Raw genomic sequence first — 15,399 nt, 5'->3', positions numbered from 1 at the left:
CGAATGTAGGAAAGGGGTGTTGGGTGACTTTCTTCCAGGCAAAAAAAGCCCCGCCAAACTGGCGGGGTTGAGGTACGAGCGTGGCGCTCGGAAAACGTGGAACGCGACGGGCCCTCCGGTGAAGGAGGGCCGATCGGTGTTACAGCAGGATGGTGCGGATGTCCGCCAGCAGGTCGCTCAGACGCTTGGTGAAGCGTGCAGCAGCGGCGCCGTTGATCACACGGTGATCGTAGGACAGCGACAGTGGCAGCATCAGTTTCGGCTGGAAGGCTTTGCCATCCCAGACTGGCTGGATGGTTGCCTTGGAAACACCGAGGATCGCCACTTCCGGCGCGTTGACGATCGGCGTGAAGCCGGTGCCGCCAATGTGGCCGAGGCTGGAAATGGTGAAGCAGGCGCCTTGCATGTCGTCAGCGGTGAGCTTTTTGTCGCGGGCCTTGGCGGCCAGCACGGCGGCTTCGGCTGCCAGTTGCAACAGGCTCTTCTGATCGACGTTCTTGATGACCGGTACCAACAGGCCTTCAGGGGTGTCGACTGCGAAGCCGATGTTCACGTACTTCTTGCGGATGATCGCCTTGCCGCTTGGTGCCAGCGAACTGTTGAAGTCCGGCAGTTCCTTGAGCAGGTGTGCGCAGGATTTGAGCAGCAGTGGCAGGATGGTCAGCTTGACGCCAGCCTTCTCTGCAACGGCTTTCTGAGCGATACGGAACGCTTCCAGGTCGGTGATATCAGCCGAATCGAACTGAGTCACGTGCGGAATGTTCAGCCAGCTGCGATGCAGGCTCGACGCGCCGATTTGCATCAGGCGTGTCATCGGCACTTCTTCGGTTTCACCGAAGCGGCTGAAGTCCACGACCGGAATCGGCGGGATGCCTGCGCCACCGGTTGCGCCAGCAGCAGCGGCCGGTGCTTCCTTGGCCTTCTGCATCATGGCTTTGACGTAAACCTGCACGTCTTCTTTCAGGATGCGGCCGTGCGGACCACTGGCGCCGACGGCGTTCAGCTCGACGCCGAACTCACGAGCCAGTTGGCGTACAGCCGGGCCAGCGTGAACCTTGGCGCCAGGTTTAGCCGGTACAGCAGCCGGTACGGCCGGTGCCGGAGCGGCGGCTGCAGGAGCAGCTTCAGCCTTGGCAGCCGCAGGTGCTGGTGCAGGTGCAGCAGCGGCCGGAGCCGGGGCAGCAGGCGCAACGCCTTTGACTTTCAGCTTCAGGATCAGGTCGCCGGTACCGACTTCGTCATCCAGCTTGATGGAAACGCTTTCCACCACGCCAGCGGCAGGCGATGGAATTTCCATGCTCGCCTTGTCGGATTCCAGGGTGATCAGCGACTGGTCGGCTTCAACGGTGTCGCCGGCCTTGACCAGGACTTCGATGATCTTGGCCTTGCCTGCCGAACCGATGTCCGGGACATGAATGTCCTGAACGCTGTCAGCAACCGGTGCAGCCGGAGCCGCAGCGGCTGGCGCTGGAGCAGCGGCAGCAGGCGCAGCAGCCTTGGCTGGCGCGGCAGCAGCAGGGGCCGCAGCACCCGCCACTTCCAGATCCAGAATCAGGTCGCCAGTGCCGACTTCGTCGTTGAGCTTGACGCTGATGCTCTTGACCACGCCAGCGGCAGGCGATGGGATTTCCATGCTGGCCTTGTCGGATTCCAGGGTGATCAGCGACTGATCAGCCTCGACGGTGTCGCCGACCTTGACCTGGATCTCGATGATCTGGGCCTTGCCCGACGAGCCGATGTCCGGCACGTGCACTTGCTGGGTAGTTGCAGCAGCGGGAGCAGCGGCCGGTGCAGCTGCTGCCGGAGCAGGAGCAGCAGCCGGTTTCGCTTCAGCTTTGGCCGCCGGCGCAGCGGCAGCCGCAGGGGCCGCAGCAGCGGCACCTTCGACTTCCAGCTCCAGCAGTTCGTCGCCTTCTTTCAGGCGATCGCCCAGCTTCACTTTGATGCTCTTGACGATGCCAGCCTTGGGCGCAGGGATTTCCATGCTCGCCTTGTCCGACTCAAGCGTCAGGATGCTTTGGTCGGCTTCCACACGGTCGCCGACCTTCACAAATAGTTCGATTACTTCACCTTCACCGCTGCCGATGTCAGGTACGCGAATGAGTTCGCTCACAGAGTGTCTCCTCAGCAGTCCAGTGGGTTGCGTTTTTCCGGGTTGATCCCGAACTTGGCGATGGCTTCAGCCACCACTTTAGGTTCGATATCACCACGGTCAGCCAAGGCTTCCAGGGCTGCCAACACCACGAAATGACGGTCGACTTCGAAGAAGTGACGCAGCTTCTTGCGGCTGTCACTGCGGCCGAAACCGTCGGTGCCCAGGACTTTGAATTCCTTGGACGGGACCCACTGACGAATTTGCTCAGCGAACAGCTTCATGTAGTCGGTAGACGCGATGACCGGACCTTGACGGCCGTTCAGGCACTCTTCGACATAGCTCAGTTTTGGCTTCTGGCCCGGGTGCAGACGGTTGCTGCGCTCTACGGCCAGGCCATCGCGACGCAGTTCGTTGAAGCTGGTAACGCTCCACACGTCAGCGCCGACGTTGAACTGTTCACGCAGGATTTTCGCCGCTTCGCGAACTTCGCGCAGGATGGTGCCGGAGCCCATCAGCTGAACGTGGTGCGCCGCTTCGCGGGTGTCTTCCTCGAGCAGGTACATGCCCTTGATGATGCCTTCCTCGACACCGGCCGGCATGGCTGGCTGCTGGTAGGACTCGTTCATCACGGTGATGTAGTAGAAAACGTCCTGCTGCTGTTCGGTCATCTTCTTCATGCCGTCCTGGATGATCACCGCCAGCTCGTAGCCGTAGGTTGGATCAAAGGTGCGGCAGTTCGGGATGGTGGCAGCCAGGATGTGGCTGTGACCGTCTTCGTGTTGCAGGCCTTCGCCGTTCAGCGTGGTCCGGCCGGCGGTGCCGCCGATCAGGAAGCCACGGGTACGGCTGTCGCCAGCGGCCCAGGCGAGGTCGCCGATACGCTGGAAGCCGAACATCGAGTAGAAGATGTAGAACGGCAGCATTGGCTGGTTGTGGCTGGAGTACGAAGTACCGGCAGCGATGAAGGAGCTCATGGCGCCCGCTTCGTTGATGCCTTCTTCGAGGATCTGGCCCTTCTTGTCTTCCTTGTAGAACATCACCTGGTCTTTATCGACTGGCTCGTAGAGCTGGCCGACGGAGGAGTAGATGCCCAACTGACGGAACATGCCTTCCATACCGAAGGTACGGGCTTCGTCCGGGATGATCGGGACGATGCGCGGACCGATTTCCTTGTCCTTGACCAGTTGCGCGAGGATCCGCACGAACGCCATGGTGGTGGAAATTTCACGGTCGCCCGAGCCGTCCAGGATTGCCTTGAGGGTATCCAGCGATGGCGTCGGGATGTCGAAGCTTTTGGCACGGCGCTGTGGCACGAAACCGCCCAGTGCAGTGCGGCGCTCGCTCAGGTAACGGGCTTCAGCGCTGTTTGGTTCCGGTTTGAAGAACGGCAGGTTTTCCAGTTCTTCGTCTTTGACCGGAATGTCGAAACGATCGCGGAACAGCTTCAGGCTTTCAACATCAACTTTCTTGGTGTTGTGCGCAGTGTTCTTCGCTTCGCCGGCACCGGTGCCATAACCTTTGATGGTCTTGGCCAGGATGACGGTCGGTTGTTCTTTGTGGTTGACCGCTTCGTGGTACGCCGCGTAGACCTTGTACGGGTCGTGACCGCCACGGTTGAGTTTCCAGATCTCGTCGTCGGACAGATCAGCAACCATCGCCTTGAGTTCTGGCGAGTTGAAGAAGTGTTCACGTACGAACGCGCCGTCTTTGGCTTTGTAGTTCTGGTACTCGCCGTCGATGACTTCGTCCATGCGGCGTTGCAGGATACCGTCGACGTCTTTGGCCAACAGTGGGTCCCAGAAACGGCCCCAGATGACTTTGGTCACGTTCCACTGAGCACCGCGGAACACGCCTTCGAGTTCCTGGATGATCTTGCCGTTGCCGCGAACCGGGCCATCAAGGCGCTGCAGGTTGCAGTTAATAACGAAGATCAGGTTGTCGAGCTTCTCGCGGCCAGCCAGCGAGATCGCGCCCAGGGATTCCGGCTCGTCGCACTCGCCGTCGCCCAGGAAGCACCAGACTTTTTGCTTGCCTTCAGGGATGAAACCACGGGCTTCCAGGTACTTCATGAAGCGTGCCTGGTAGATCGCCTGGATAGGGCCCAGACCCATGGATACGGTCGGGAACTGCCAGAAATCAGGCATCAGCCACGGGTGCGGATAGGACGACAGGCCCTGACCGTCGACTTCCTGACGGAAGTTGTTCATCTGGTCTTCGGTGATGCGGCCTTCCATGAACGCACGGGCGTAAACGCCTGGCGAGGTGTGACCCTGGAAGTAGATCAGGTCGCCGCCGTGTTCGTCGGTCGGGGCCTGGAAGAAATAGTTGAAGCCGATGTCATACAGCGTTGCGCTGGAGGCGAAGCTGGAGATGTGACCGCCCAGGTCAGAATCTTTCAGGTTCGTACGCATCACCATGGCCATCGCGTTCCAGCGTACCAACGAGCGAATGCGGCGTTCCATGAACAGGTCGCCAGGCATGCGTGCTTCGTGGGTGACAGGGATCGTGTTGCGGTATGGCGTGGTGATGGCGTAAGGCAATTGCGAACCGCTACGGGTTGCGAGTTCGCCCATACGGGTCATCAGATAGTGAGCGCGGTCTTCGCCTTCTTTGTCGAGAACCGATTCCAGGGCGTCCAGCCATTCCTGGGTTTCGACGGGATCGAGGTCTTGCATGGCTTGCTCCAGGGCGGAAAGGCTTCCAGAATCGGTTGCCTGAGTTTGCGACTGGCCTTGTGGGCAGACGATATAAATTCTTGGATTGCCGAGAGGTTGTTCCGGCGGCGTGTAGTTTTACTACAAATCTTCGGGCATTTCAGCCTTTCGAATGTATATACGAGTAGTAAAACTACAGATGAACGGCTTGTGGCCTCCAGCTGCGTTGTGAGAATAATCGTTAAGGTTGGTCTTTTGCCAACCAGAAAAGGTGAAAGCTTGATGCTGTCTGCCAAAAATAAAGAAATTTCAGCTATTTCTAACCTTTGTTCGACAGTCGATCACGTAGTGCATTCTGGCGAATCACTACATGCAGCCCTCTACACGCCGATCAAGGATAGACCATGAGCCTCCCTTCGCTTGCCGAACTGCCTGGCATCCTCCTGCCGTTTGTCACCCGTGCCGAGCAGTCGTTCCGTACGGCCGTCGCCGGGCTGGACAATGACCATGGTCTGTCCAACTGGACGCCTGAACGCTGGGCGCAATTTGCCCGCGTCACCGCTGCCAGCGACTTCGTGATTGAACAGAGTGTGCGCGACCCACTGATGTTGCTGGAGCTGGTGCAGTCCGGTGAGCTGGACCGACGTTTTGCGCCCGGCGAGCTGTGCGCACAGATTGCGGCAGCGGTGAATGCAGCAGAAACCGACGATGGGCTCGGTCGCGCCCTGCGTCGTCAACGTACCCGCCATCAAGTGCGGATCATCTGGCGCGACCTGACGCGTCAGTGCGATCTGACCCAGACCTGTCGCGACCTCTCGGACATGGCCGATGCCAGCATCGATCAGGCTTATCAGTGGTTGTACTCGCGGCATTGTCAGCAGTTCGGCGTGCCGACTGGCCGGCGCAGCGGCGAGCCGCAGCAGATGGTCATTCTCGGCATGGGCAAGCTCGGCGCGGTGGAACTCAATCTGTCGTCGGACATCGACCTGATCTTCGCCTATCCCGAGGGCGGCGAAACCGTCGGCGTCAAACGCTCGCTGGATAACCAGGAATTTTTCATTCGTCTCGGCCAGCGCCTGATCAAGGCGTTGGACCCGATGACCGTCGACGGTTTTGTATTCCGCGTCGACATGCGCCTGCGGCCTTACGGTTCGGCCGGCGCATTGGTGCTGAGCTTCAACGCGCTGGAGCAGTATTACCAGGATCAGGGTCGCGACTGGGAACGCTATGCGATGATCAAGTCGCGGGTGGTGGCCGGCGATCAAGTGGCCGGCGCGCAATTGCAAGAGATGCTGCGGCCGTTCGTTTACCGGCGTTACCTCGACTTCTCGGCCATCGAAGCGCTGCGCACCATGAAGCAGCTGATTCAGCAAGAAGTCCGACGCAAGGGCATGGCCGACAACATCAAGCTCGGCTCCGGTGGCATTCGTGAAGTCGAATTTATCGCCCAGGCGTTCCAGTTGATCCACGGTGGCCGCGACCTGAGTCTGCAGCAACGTCCTCTATTAAAAGTACTGAGCACGCTGGAAGGTCAGGGTTACCTGCCGCCGGCGGTGATCAGCGAACTGCGCGAAGGCTACGAATTCTTGCGTTACACCGAGCACGCGATCCAGGCGATTGCCGACCGCCAGACCCAGATGCTGCCCGACGGTGCTCAGGATCAGGCGCGCATTGCCTTTATGTTGGGCTTCGCCGACTGGGAGGCTTTCCATGAGCAGCTGATGTATTGGCGTGGCCGCGTGGCTTGGCACTTTGGTCAGGTGATCGCCGATCCCGACGAAGAGGAAGGCACCGAAAGCGAAGTGGTGGTCGGTGGCGAATGGCTGCCGTTGTGGGAAGAGGCTCAGGATGAAGAGGCCGCTTGCCGTCAGTTGGAAGAGGGCGGTTTCGCTGATGCCACCAAAGCCCTGAAAGCGTTGGCCGGTTTGCGCAGCAGCCCGCAGTTGCGGGCGATGCAGCGCTTGGGGCGTGAGCGCCTTGATGCCTTTATTCCGCGGTTGCTGGCTCAGGCCGTGGAGCACGCCAATCCGGATCTGGTGCTGGAAAGAGTATTGCCGCTGGTGGAAGCCGTGGCCCGTCGTTCCGCGTATCTGGTGTTGCTGACCGAGAATCCCGGCGCGCTGCGACGTTTGTTGACCTTGTGCGCCGCGAGCCCGTGGATCGCCGAACAGATCACCCGCTTCCCGCTGCTGCTCGACGAATTGCTCAACGAAGGTCGGCTGTTCAAGCCGCCGCTGGCGCCGGAACTGGCTGCCGAGTTACGCGAGCGTTTGACGCGGATTCCCGAAGACGACCTCGAACAGCAAATGGAAGCCCTGCGGCATTTCAAACTGGCGCACCGTTTACGGGTCGCCGCTTCGGAAATCGCCGGCAGCCTGCCGTTGATGAAGGTCAGTGATTACCTGACCTGGCTCGCCGAAGCGATCCTGGAACAAGTGCTGGCCCTGGCCTGGCGCCAGACCGTGGCCAAATACGGCACGCCGCTGCGTACCGACGGCACCTTGTGCGATCCCGGCTTCATCATTGTCGGTTATGGGAAAGTCGGCGGTCTGGAACTGGGGCATGGTTCGGACCTGGACCTGGTGTTCATTCACGATGGCGATCCGCAGGCGGAAACCGACGGGCCGAAACCTATCGACGGTGCGCAATTTTTCACTCGGCTGGGGCAGCGGATCATTCACTTGCTCACGGCCCAGACCAACTCCGGTCAGCTGTATGAAGTCGATATGCGCCTGCGACCTTCCGGTGCGTCGGGGTTGCTGGTGAGTTCGCTCGGTGCGTTTGCCCGGTATCAGGAAAATGAAGCCTGGACCTGGGAACATCAGGCGCTGGTGCGGGCGCGGGTGCTGGTGGGCAGTCCGGACGTCGGCCAGGCGTTCGAGAAAGTCCGCGCGGCGGTATTGGGCAAGTCGCGGGACCTTGCAACCTTGCGCCAGGAGGTCAGTGAGATGCGCGCCAAAATGCGCGATAACCTTGGCAGCAAGAGCACCGCGGCGGGCACCGGGGCAAATGCCTTCGAGGCCACGGCGCCGTTCGATCTCAAGCAGGACGCCGGAGGTATCGTCGATATTGAATTTATGGTGCAATACGCGGCCCTGGCGTGGTCCGAATCGCACCCGCCATTGCTGCGCTGGACTGACAATATCCGCATTCTGGAAGGGCTGGAGGAGGAAGGGCTGATGCCCGCCGAAGATGCCAGCCTGTTGCGCGAGGCCTATAAAGCCTACCGTTCAGCCGCTCACCGGCAGGCCTTGCAGAAGGACGCCGGGGTGATACCGGGCGACCAGTTCGTGGACGAACGGCGGCAGGTAGTGCGGATCTGGCGCGAGCTGGGATTGAGTTAAGCGACACAATTCAAATGTGGGAGCGGGCTTGCTCGCGAAGAGGCCGTCACATTCAGCCTCTATAGTGACTGACACTGCGCCTTCGCGAGCAAGCCCGCTCCCACAGTAGATCTGCATTGTTTCGCAGATCGATGTACACCAAATCCCAATGTGGGAGCGAGCTTGCTCGCGATAGCGGAATGACAGTCGACAATAATGTTGAAGGTGATGACCCATCGCAAGCAGCCTTGCTCCCGCAGTGATTCTCGAGGCGGGGAGGCGTATGCCTCCCCGGCTCGTTTATGGAAACCACATGAAAATTCTGATCGTTGGGCCCAGTTGGGTCGGTGACATGGTGATGGCGCAGACACTGTTTCAGTGTCTCAAGCAGCGCCACCCGCAATGCGAAATCGACGTGCTGGCCCCCGAGTGGAGCCGGCCGATTCTTGAGCGCATGCCCGAAGTACGCCAGGCCTTGAGCTTTCCGCTCGGTCACGGGGCTTTGGAGCTGGCGACGCGTCGGCGCATCGGCAAATCCCTGGCTGGCCAGTACGACCAGGCGATCCTGCTGCCCAATTCCCTGAAGTCGGCATTGGTGCCGTTCTTCGCCGGCATCCCGAAACGCACCGGCTGGCGTGGCGAGTTCCGCTACGGCCTGCTCAATGACGTGCGCACACTGGATAAAGAACGTTACCCGCTGATGATCGAACGCTTCATGGCCCTGGCTTACGAGCCCGGTGCCGAGCTGCCGACACCTTATCCACGGCCGAGCCTGCAGATTGACCCGGTCACGCGCGAGGCGGCAATGGCCAAGTTCGGCCTGGCCCTCGACCGCCCGGTGTTGGCGCTGTGCCCCGGTGCCGAGTTCGGCGAGTCCAAGCGCTGGCCGTCCGAGCACTATGCCAAGGTTGCCGAAGCGAAGATCCGCGAAGGCTGGCAAGTCTGGCTGTTCGGTTCGAAAAACGATCACGCCGTCGGCGAAGACATCCGTTCGCGGCTGATTCCCGGTTTGCGTGAAGAGTCGGTGAACCTCAGCGGCGGCACCTCCCTGGCCGAAGCCATCGATCTGATGTCCTGCGCCGATGCGGTGGTGTCCAACGACTCCGGCCTGATGCACGTCGCCGCTGCGCTGAATCGCCCGTTGGTGGCAGTCTACGGCTCGACGTCGCCGGGTTTCACGCCGCCACTGGCCGAGCACGTCGAGATCGTGCGCCTGGGCATCGAATGCAGCCCCTGCTTCGATCGCACGTGCCGTTTCGGTCATTACAACTGCCTGCGCCAGCTCATGCCGCAAGCGGTGAACGAAGCCTTGCAGCGTTTGCAAGGCACTGTGGTCGAGGTCAAATAGTTTGCGGGTACTGCTGATCAAGACTTCTTCGCTGGGCGACGTGATTCACGCGTTGCCGGCGCTGACCGACGCGGCACGGGCGATCCCCGGCATCCAGTTCGACTGGGTGGTGGAAGAAGGCTTCGCCGAAATCCCGACCTGGCACCCGGCCGTGGACAAGGTGATTCCCGTCGCGATCCGTCGCTGGCGCAAAAACATCTGGCAGACCATCAAGAGTGGCGAGTGGAAGCGCTTCAAGCAAAGCGTTCGCGCTAACAAATATGATTTGGTGATCGATGCCCAGGGCTTGCTGAAAAGTGCGTTGCTGACCCGATACGCCAAAGCCCCGGTGGCCGGGCTGGATAAAAACTCGGCCCGTGAGCCGATTGCCGCACGCTTTTATTCCCGGCGTCTGGCCGTGGCCCGTGGGCAACACGCGGTGGAGCGGGTGCGTCAGCTGTTTGCCGTGGCCCTGGGTTACGACTTGCCCAAAGGCTTGGGCGATTACGGCCTGAACGTCGAGCGACTGGTGGAATTGCCGCGCAAGAATCCTTATGTGGTGTTCCTGCACGGCACCACGTGGGACACCAAACACTGGCCTGAAGCCTACTGGCGCGAGTTGGCCGAGCGCGTCGGCTATCTCGGTGTCGCGGTGAAGCTGCCGTGGGGTAATCCGATCGAGAAAGCCCGGGCTGAACGCATCGCCAAAGACATGAGGCACGTCGAAGTGCTGCCCAAGCTGAATCTTGCGGGTGTCGGCAAAGTGCTGGCCGGCGCGCAAGCCTGCGTGGCGGTGGACACCGGCCTCGGTCACCTCGCCGCTGCGCTAGACGTGCCGACGATATCGTTGTTCGGCCCGACCAACCCGGGCCTGACCGGTGCCTACGGTAAAGCGCAGATTCACATCGCCAGCGATTTCCCTTGCGCGCCGTGTCTGCAAAAGAAATGTACGTATCAACCGACGGCCCAAGATGCCCGTCAGTTTGACCTTAAACGCGAGTGGCCCCTGTGCTTCACGCGTCTGAATCCCGAGCGTGTCGCGACCCGACTGAGCACGTTGTTACTGGCTGAGGAGCTGCGCTGATGCAATTGGCATTCGTCTTGTACAAGTACTTTCCATTCGGGGGCTTGCAGCGCGATTTCATGCGCATCGCCCTGGAATGTCAGCAACGCGGCCATCAGATTCGGGTCTACACGCTGATCTGGGAAGGCGACATTCCACCGGGCTTCGAAGTGTTGGTGGCGCCGGTCAAGGCGTTCTTCAATCATCGACGCAACGAGAAACTCAGCGAATGGATGGAAGCGGATCTGGCCAAGCGTCCGGTGGACCGTTTGATCGGCTTCAACAAAATGCCGGGTCTGGACGTCTACTACGCCGCCGACGGCTGCTTCGAAGACAAGGCGCAAAACCTGCGCAACTCGCTGTACCGCCGTTGGGGCCGCTACCGGCACTTCGCCGAGTACGAACGCGCGGTGTTCGCCAAGGATGCCAAGACCGAAGTGCTGATGATTTCCGAAGTTCAGCAGCCACTGTTCATCAAGCATTACGACACGCCGCTTGAGCGCTTCCATTTGCTGCCGCCGGGTATCTCTCAGGACCGTCGCGCGCCGGCGAATGCCGCCGAGATCCGTGCCGAATTCCGTCGCGAATTCAACCTGAAAGACGATGATCTGCTGCTGGTGCAAATCGGCTCCGGGTTTAAGACCAAAGGTGTGGATCGCAGCCTCAAGGCGCTGGCCGCATTGCCCGCCGATCTGAAGAAACGCACCCGGCTGTTTGTAATTGGCCAGGACGACCCCAAATTATTCCAGATGCAGAGCGCCACATTGGGGCTCGGCGATAACGTGACGTTCCTCAAGGGCCGCAGCGACATCCCGCGTTTTCTGCTCGGCGCCGATCTGTTGATTCACCCGGCGTACAACGAAAACACCGGAACCGTGTTGCTCGAAGCCCTGGTGGCCGGGTTGCCGGTGCTGGTGAGTGCGGTGTGTGGTTACGCCCATTACATCGCCGAGGCCGACGCCGGTCTGGTGCTGGAAGAGCCTTTCGATCAGGCGCAACTGACTCAGTACCTGACCGGTATGTTGAACGACGCTCAAGCACGGGCGGCCTGGAGCCGCAATGGTCTGGCCTTTGCCGAGACGGCCGACCTCTACAGCATGCCGCAGCACGCGGCCGATGTGATTCTGGCGGAGCACGCTTAATGAAGTTGATGCTGGCTGAACCGTTCAAGAGCCTCTGGGCCGGACGTGACCCGTTCGCTGAAGTCGAGGGCCTCCAGGGCGAGGTATACCGCGAACTTGAAGCGCGCCGAACCCTGCGTACCGAAGTCGATGGCAATGGCTTTTTCGTGAAGATCCACCGTGGCATTGGCTGGGGCGAGATCTTCAAGAACCTGCTCACTGCCAAACTGCCGGTGCTCGGTGCCGGCCAGGAATGGAAGGCCATCCAGCGCCTGCAAGAGGTCGGCGTGCCGACCATGACCGCCGTGGCTTACGGCGAGAAGGGCAGCAACCCGGCGGACCAGCATTCGTTCATCGTCACCGAAGAGCTGGCGCCCACTGTCAGCCTTGAAGATTTCAGCATCGACTGGATCAAGCATCCGCCCGAGCCCAAACTCAAGCGTGCACTGATCGCCGAGGTCGCGCGCATGACCGGCATGATGCACCGTGCCGGGGTCAACCATCGCGACTGCTACATCTGTCACTTTCTGCTGCACACCGACAAACCGGTGACGGCCGACGATTTCAGGCTCTCGGTGATCGACCTACACCGCGCCCAGACCCGTTCGACGATTACCCAACGCTGGCGTAACAAGGACCTGGCGGCGCTGTACTTTTCGGCACTGGACATCGGCTTGACCCGTCGTGACAAGTTGCGTTTCCTCAAGGGTTATTTCCAGCAGCCCCTGCGCCAGATTCTGGGCGAGGAAGCCGGGTTGCTCGCCTGGCTCGAAGGCAAGGCCAACAAACTCTACGACCGTAAACAGCGATACGGAGATGCGCTCTGATGGCGGGTTGGAAACTGGAGCCTGCGTACAGTGATCTTGCAGAAGATTTCGGCAGTCTTGAGGCTGTGTTTGCGCTTGAGGGCGAACGCCTGACGCGCGACCTGTTGTCCGAGGTCATTCGCGTCCAGCGCAATGGCGTCAACTATTACGTCAAACGCTACGTGGGTGCTGGCAAAGGTCTGCGCCGTTACCTGGGCAAGCCTCGGGTGAAAGCCGAGTGGCAAAATCTCAAGCGCTTTGCCAAGTGGGGCATTCCTACCGCCGAAGTGGTGGCTTGGGGCCTGGAACGTCGCGGTGCGGCGTACGATCGCGGGGCAATGATCACCCGTGAGCTGCCGCATACCGAAGACTTGTCGGCTTTGGCCGAGCGGCATGATCCTAAACTGGCGGACCGCGCCTGGGTCGACAACGTCAGCCGCCAGCTGGCGGGTTATACCCGGACCATGCACGACCATCGTTTTACCCATAACGATTTGAAGTGGCGCAACCTGCTGATCGACGATGAGGCCCGGCTGTTTTTGATCGACTGCCCCAATGGTGATTTCTGGCGCGGCTTCTGGCTCAAATACCGGATCACCAAGGACCTGGCCTGTCTGGACAAGGTCGCCAAGTATCACTTGTCGGCTACCCAGCGCCTGCGCTTTTACCTGCAATACCGCCAGCGTGATCGGCTGAATGCCGCCGACAAAAAACGGATCCGGCACGTGGTGAGATTTTTCGAGGGGCGCGAATGACTGATTTTCTGGCGGCTGAAGACCGTGCGCTGCTTGAGCGTCACGGCCTCGGCACCTTTGACGCACTCTGGGTCAAGCAGCTCGACGCTGTGGACGAGCCCAATACCGCTCGCGGTGGCTGGAGCAGCGTGTTTCGGCTGGATCTGGAAGGCCATGGCTACTACCTGAAACGCCAGAGCAACTACCAGACGCGCACCTTGCATGCGCCCTTTGGCGAGCCGAGCTTTGCCCGTGAATTTCGTAATATCAGTCGCTATGAAAAGTTCGGTATTCCGGCGTTGAAAGCGGCGTTTTTCGGTGAGCGCAAAGTCGACGGCGAAGTCCGAGCGATTCTGCTGACCCGTGCCCTGGACGGTTGGGATGACCTGGATTCGCTGTTGCAGCGCTGGTCGGACCTGAGTTCGGCGCAGCATTCGGCCATTCTGCAGGCCTGTGGGCAACTGGCTCGGTGCCTGCACGGCGCGCGTCAGATTCACGGTTGCTTCTACCCCAAGCACATTTTTCTCCAGGCCACCGGCGACGGTTACCTGGCCCAGCTGATCGACCTGGAAAAGACCCGGCCGTTGCTGTTTGGTCTGCGTGATCGGGCCAAAGATCTGGAGCCGTTGCTGCGTCGGGCGCCTGAGTGGAGCGAAGCGCAGTTGCGCGAGCTGCTGGCCGCCTATCTGGATCAATCGCAAGACAGTTCGCTGATCGACAGCTGGCTTGCGCGTCTGACCGCGCGGCGTAGTCATAAGGAGGCGCGCTGATGCGTTTGTCCGAACTGAAAAACGCTGGCCGCAGCCCGAGCCTGCCGCTGAACATTCCACTGGCCGATGCCGCCGGCCCTGCCGAGTTGCAGTTGCTGAGTCTGTTGCGGGTGTTGCCGGGGCAGCGTTATGTCGGTGCCGGTGTCTGGCGCGGGCGGCCGGTGCTGGCCAAGTTGTTGGTCGGCAGCAAAGCGGCGCGGCATTTCCAGCGTGAGCTGGACGGCGTGCGGTTGCTGGCGGCTCAGGGGTTGACCACGCCGTTGTTGCTGGCTGATGGCCTGAAGGACGGCGAGGGCGGTTGGCTGCTATTCGATTTCCTTGAAGGCGCTGAAAGCCTTGGGGATGCCTGGAAACGGGTCGAGCACTTGCCGATGCTGGCGGATGAGCAATCGGCGGTATTGGCCGATGCGCTGGGTGCGATCGGTCAATTGCACCGCAAGGGCCTGTGGCAGGAAGACCTGCATCTGGACAACCTGCTGCGCCAGGGCGGTCGGCTGTATTTGATCGACGGCGCCGGAATCCGCACGGAGACGCCGGGCCAGCCGCTCTCGCGGCAGAAAGTCCTGGAAAACCTCGGGGTATTTTTTGCCCAGTTGCCCAAGACACTGGAGCCCTACACCGAAGAGTTGCTGGTGTATTACCTGCTGAGCAACGGCGAGCATGCCTTACCGATGGAAGCGTTGCAGAAGCAGATGAGCAAGGTGCGCAGCTGGCGCCTGAAGGACTTCCTGATCAAGGTCGGCCGCGAGTGCACGCTGTTCAGTGTCCAGCGCGGAGCGTCCGGCTTGCGGGCGATTCGCCGCGAGGAAGAGGCGGCGATGCTGCCGGTGCTGGCGCAGGCCGATGCGTTGCTCGATCAGGGCCATCTGTACAAGACCGGCGGCGCGGCGAGCGTCGGCAAGGTCGAGGTGGCTGGTCGTACGCTGGTGATCAAGCGCTACAACATCAAAGGTTTTGCCCACTGGCTCAAACGCTTCTGGCGCCCGAGCCGTGCCTGGCACTCCTGGCGTGAAGGCAATCGCCTGGCGTTTCTCGGCATCGCCACACCCAAACCGTTGGCATTGCTGGAGAAGCGTTTTCTCTGGTTGCGCAGTCGGGCTTATCTGGTGACCGAGTATTTGCCGGGACCGGACATCATCGAGCGGTTTGCGCCTTATGTTGAAAGCGGTGAGGCACCGGAAGCCGAATTGCTGGCGCTGGATCATTTGTTTGCCGAGCTGATTGGCGAGCGGATCAGTCACGGGGATTTCAAGGGGCATAACCTGTTCTGGCAGCACGATCGCTGGGCGCTGATTGATCTGGACTCGATGTGTCAGCACGCCTCGCTCAGCAGCTTCGCCCCGGCCTACGCGCGGGATCGGGCAAGGTTCATGCGTAACTGGCCTGAGAGCAGTGCGCTATATCGGGTCATTGATCAGCGTCTTCCCAAAGATATCTCTAGCGCTGCCTGAATCGGACCTTCGGTCCTATCGCGAGCAAGCCCGCTCCCACAATAGTTCTCAGTCG

The 15,399-nt window shown here is 60.6% G+C and carries 10 protein-coding genes; 8 read left to right on the top strand and 2 right to left on the bottom strand.

Annotation, left to right across the window (positions count from 1 at the left end; all coding sequences use genetic code 11):
* Positions 1-139: 139 nt before the first annotated feature.
* On the bottom strand, positions 140-2,113 hold the full coding sequence (aceF, locus tag CUN63_RS10015; protein ID WP_129439094.1) for a dihydrolipoyllysine-residue acetyltransferase: 1,974 nt from the start codon (positions 2,111-2,113) through the stop codon (positions 140-142).
* Between the two features lie 11 nt (positions 2,114-2,124).
* A complete protein-coding gene (gene aceE / locus CUN63_RS10010) occupies positions 2,125-4,770 on the bottom strand; it encodes a pyruvate dehydrogenase (acetyl-transferring), homodimeric type (protein ID WP_129439093.1) in 2,646 nt (881 codons plus the stop codon).
* A 383-nt stretch (positions 4,771-5,153) separates the two neighbouring features.
* Between aceE and glnE the strand changes: the two genes are divergently transcribed.
* The 8 genes from glnE (at position 5,154) to CUN63_RS09960 (ending at position 15,344) form a co-directional block, all read left to right on the top strand.
* A complete protein-coding gene (gene glnE / locus CUN63_RS10000) occupies positions 5,154-8,093 on the top strand; it encodes a bifunctional [glutamate--ammonia ligase]-adenylyl-L-tyrosine phosphorylase/[glutamate--ammonia-ligase] adenylyltransferase (protein WP_129439089.1) in 2,940 nt (979 codons plus the stop codon).
* Between the two features lie 292 nt (positions 8,094-8,385).
* Positions 8,386-9,420, top strand: a complete 1,035-nt coding sequence (waaF, locus tag CUN63_RS09990) for a lipopolysaccharide heptosyltransferase II (protein WP_129439087.1) — start codon at positions 8,386-8,388, stop codon at positions 9,418-9,420.
* Position 9,421: 1 nt separating this feature from the next.
* A complete protein-coding gene (rfaC, locus tag CUN63_RS09985; RefSeq protein ID WP_129439085.1) occupies positions 9,422-10,483 on the top strand; it encodes a lipopolysaccharide heptosyltransferase RfaC in 1,062 nt (353 codons plus the stop codon).
* A complete protein-coding gene (locus CUN63_RS09980; protein WP_129439083.1) occupies positions 10,483-11,604 on the top strand; it encodes a glycosyltransferase family 4 protein in 1,122 nt (373 codons plus the stop codon). The genes rfaC and CUN63_RS09980 overlap by 1 nt, the downstream gene beginning before the upstream one ends.
* Positions 11,604-12,410, top strand: coding sequence for a lipopolysaccharide core heptose(I) kinase RfaP (rfaP, locus tag CUN63_RS09975; protein ID WP_129439081.1), 807 nt, complete (start codon positions 11,604-11,606; stop codon positions 12,408-12,410). The genes CUN63_RS09980 and rfaP overlap by 1 nt, the downstream gene beginning before the upstream one ends.
* Positions 12,410-13,144, top strand: coding sequence for a lipopolysaccharide kinase InaA family protein (locus CUN63_RS09970; RefSeq protein ID WP_129439079.1), 735 nt, complete (start codon positions 12,410-12,412; stop codon positions 13,142-13,144). The genes rfaP and CUN63_RS09970 overlap by 1 nt, the downstream gene beginning before the upstream one ends.
* A complete protein-coding gene (locus CUN63_RS09965) occupies positions 13,141-13,893 on the top strand; it encodes a lipopolysaccharide kinase InaA family protein (protein ID WP_129439077.1) in 753 nt (250 codons plus the stop codon). Before CUN63_RS09970 ends, CUN63_RS09965 begins: the two co-directional genes overlap by 4 nt.
* On the top strand, positions 13,893-15,344 hold the full coding sequence (locus CUN63_RS09960) for a lipopolysaccharide kinase InaA family protein (RefSeq protein ID WP_129439075.1): 1,452 nt from the start codon (positions 13,893-13,895) through the stop codon (positions 15,342-15,344). The genes CUN63_RS09965 and CUN63_RS09960 overlap by 1 nt, the downstream gene beginning before the upstream one ends.
* Positions 15,345-15,399 lie beyond the last annotated feature (55 nt).

Source organism: Pseudomonas sp. ACM7 (assembly GCF_004136015.1).
GTDB lineage: Bacteria > Pseudomonadota > Gammaproteobacteria > Pseudomonadales > Pseudomonadaceae > Aquipseudomonas > Aquipseudomonas frigoris.
The sequence above is the reverse complement of the archived record's forward strand: the minus strand, read 5'-3'. Positions and strand labels throughout refer to the sequence as shown.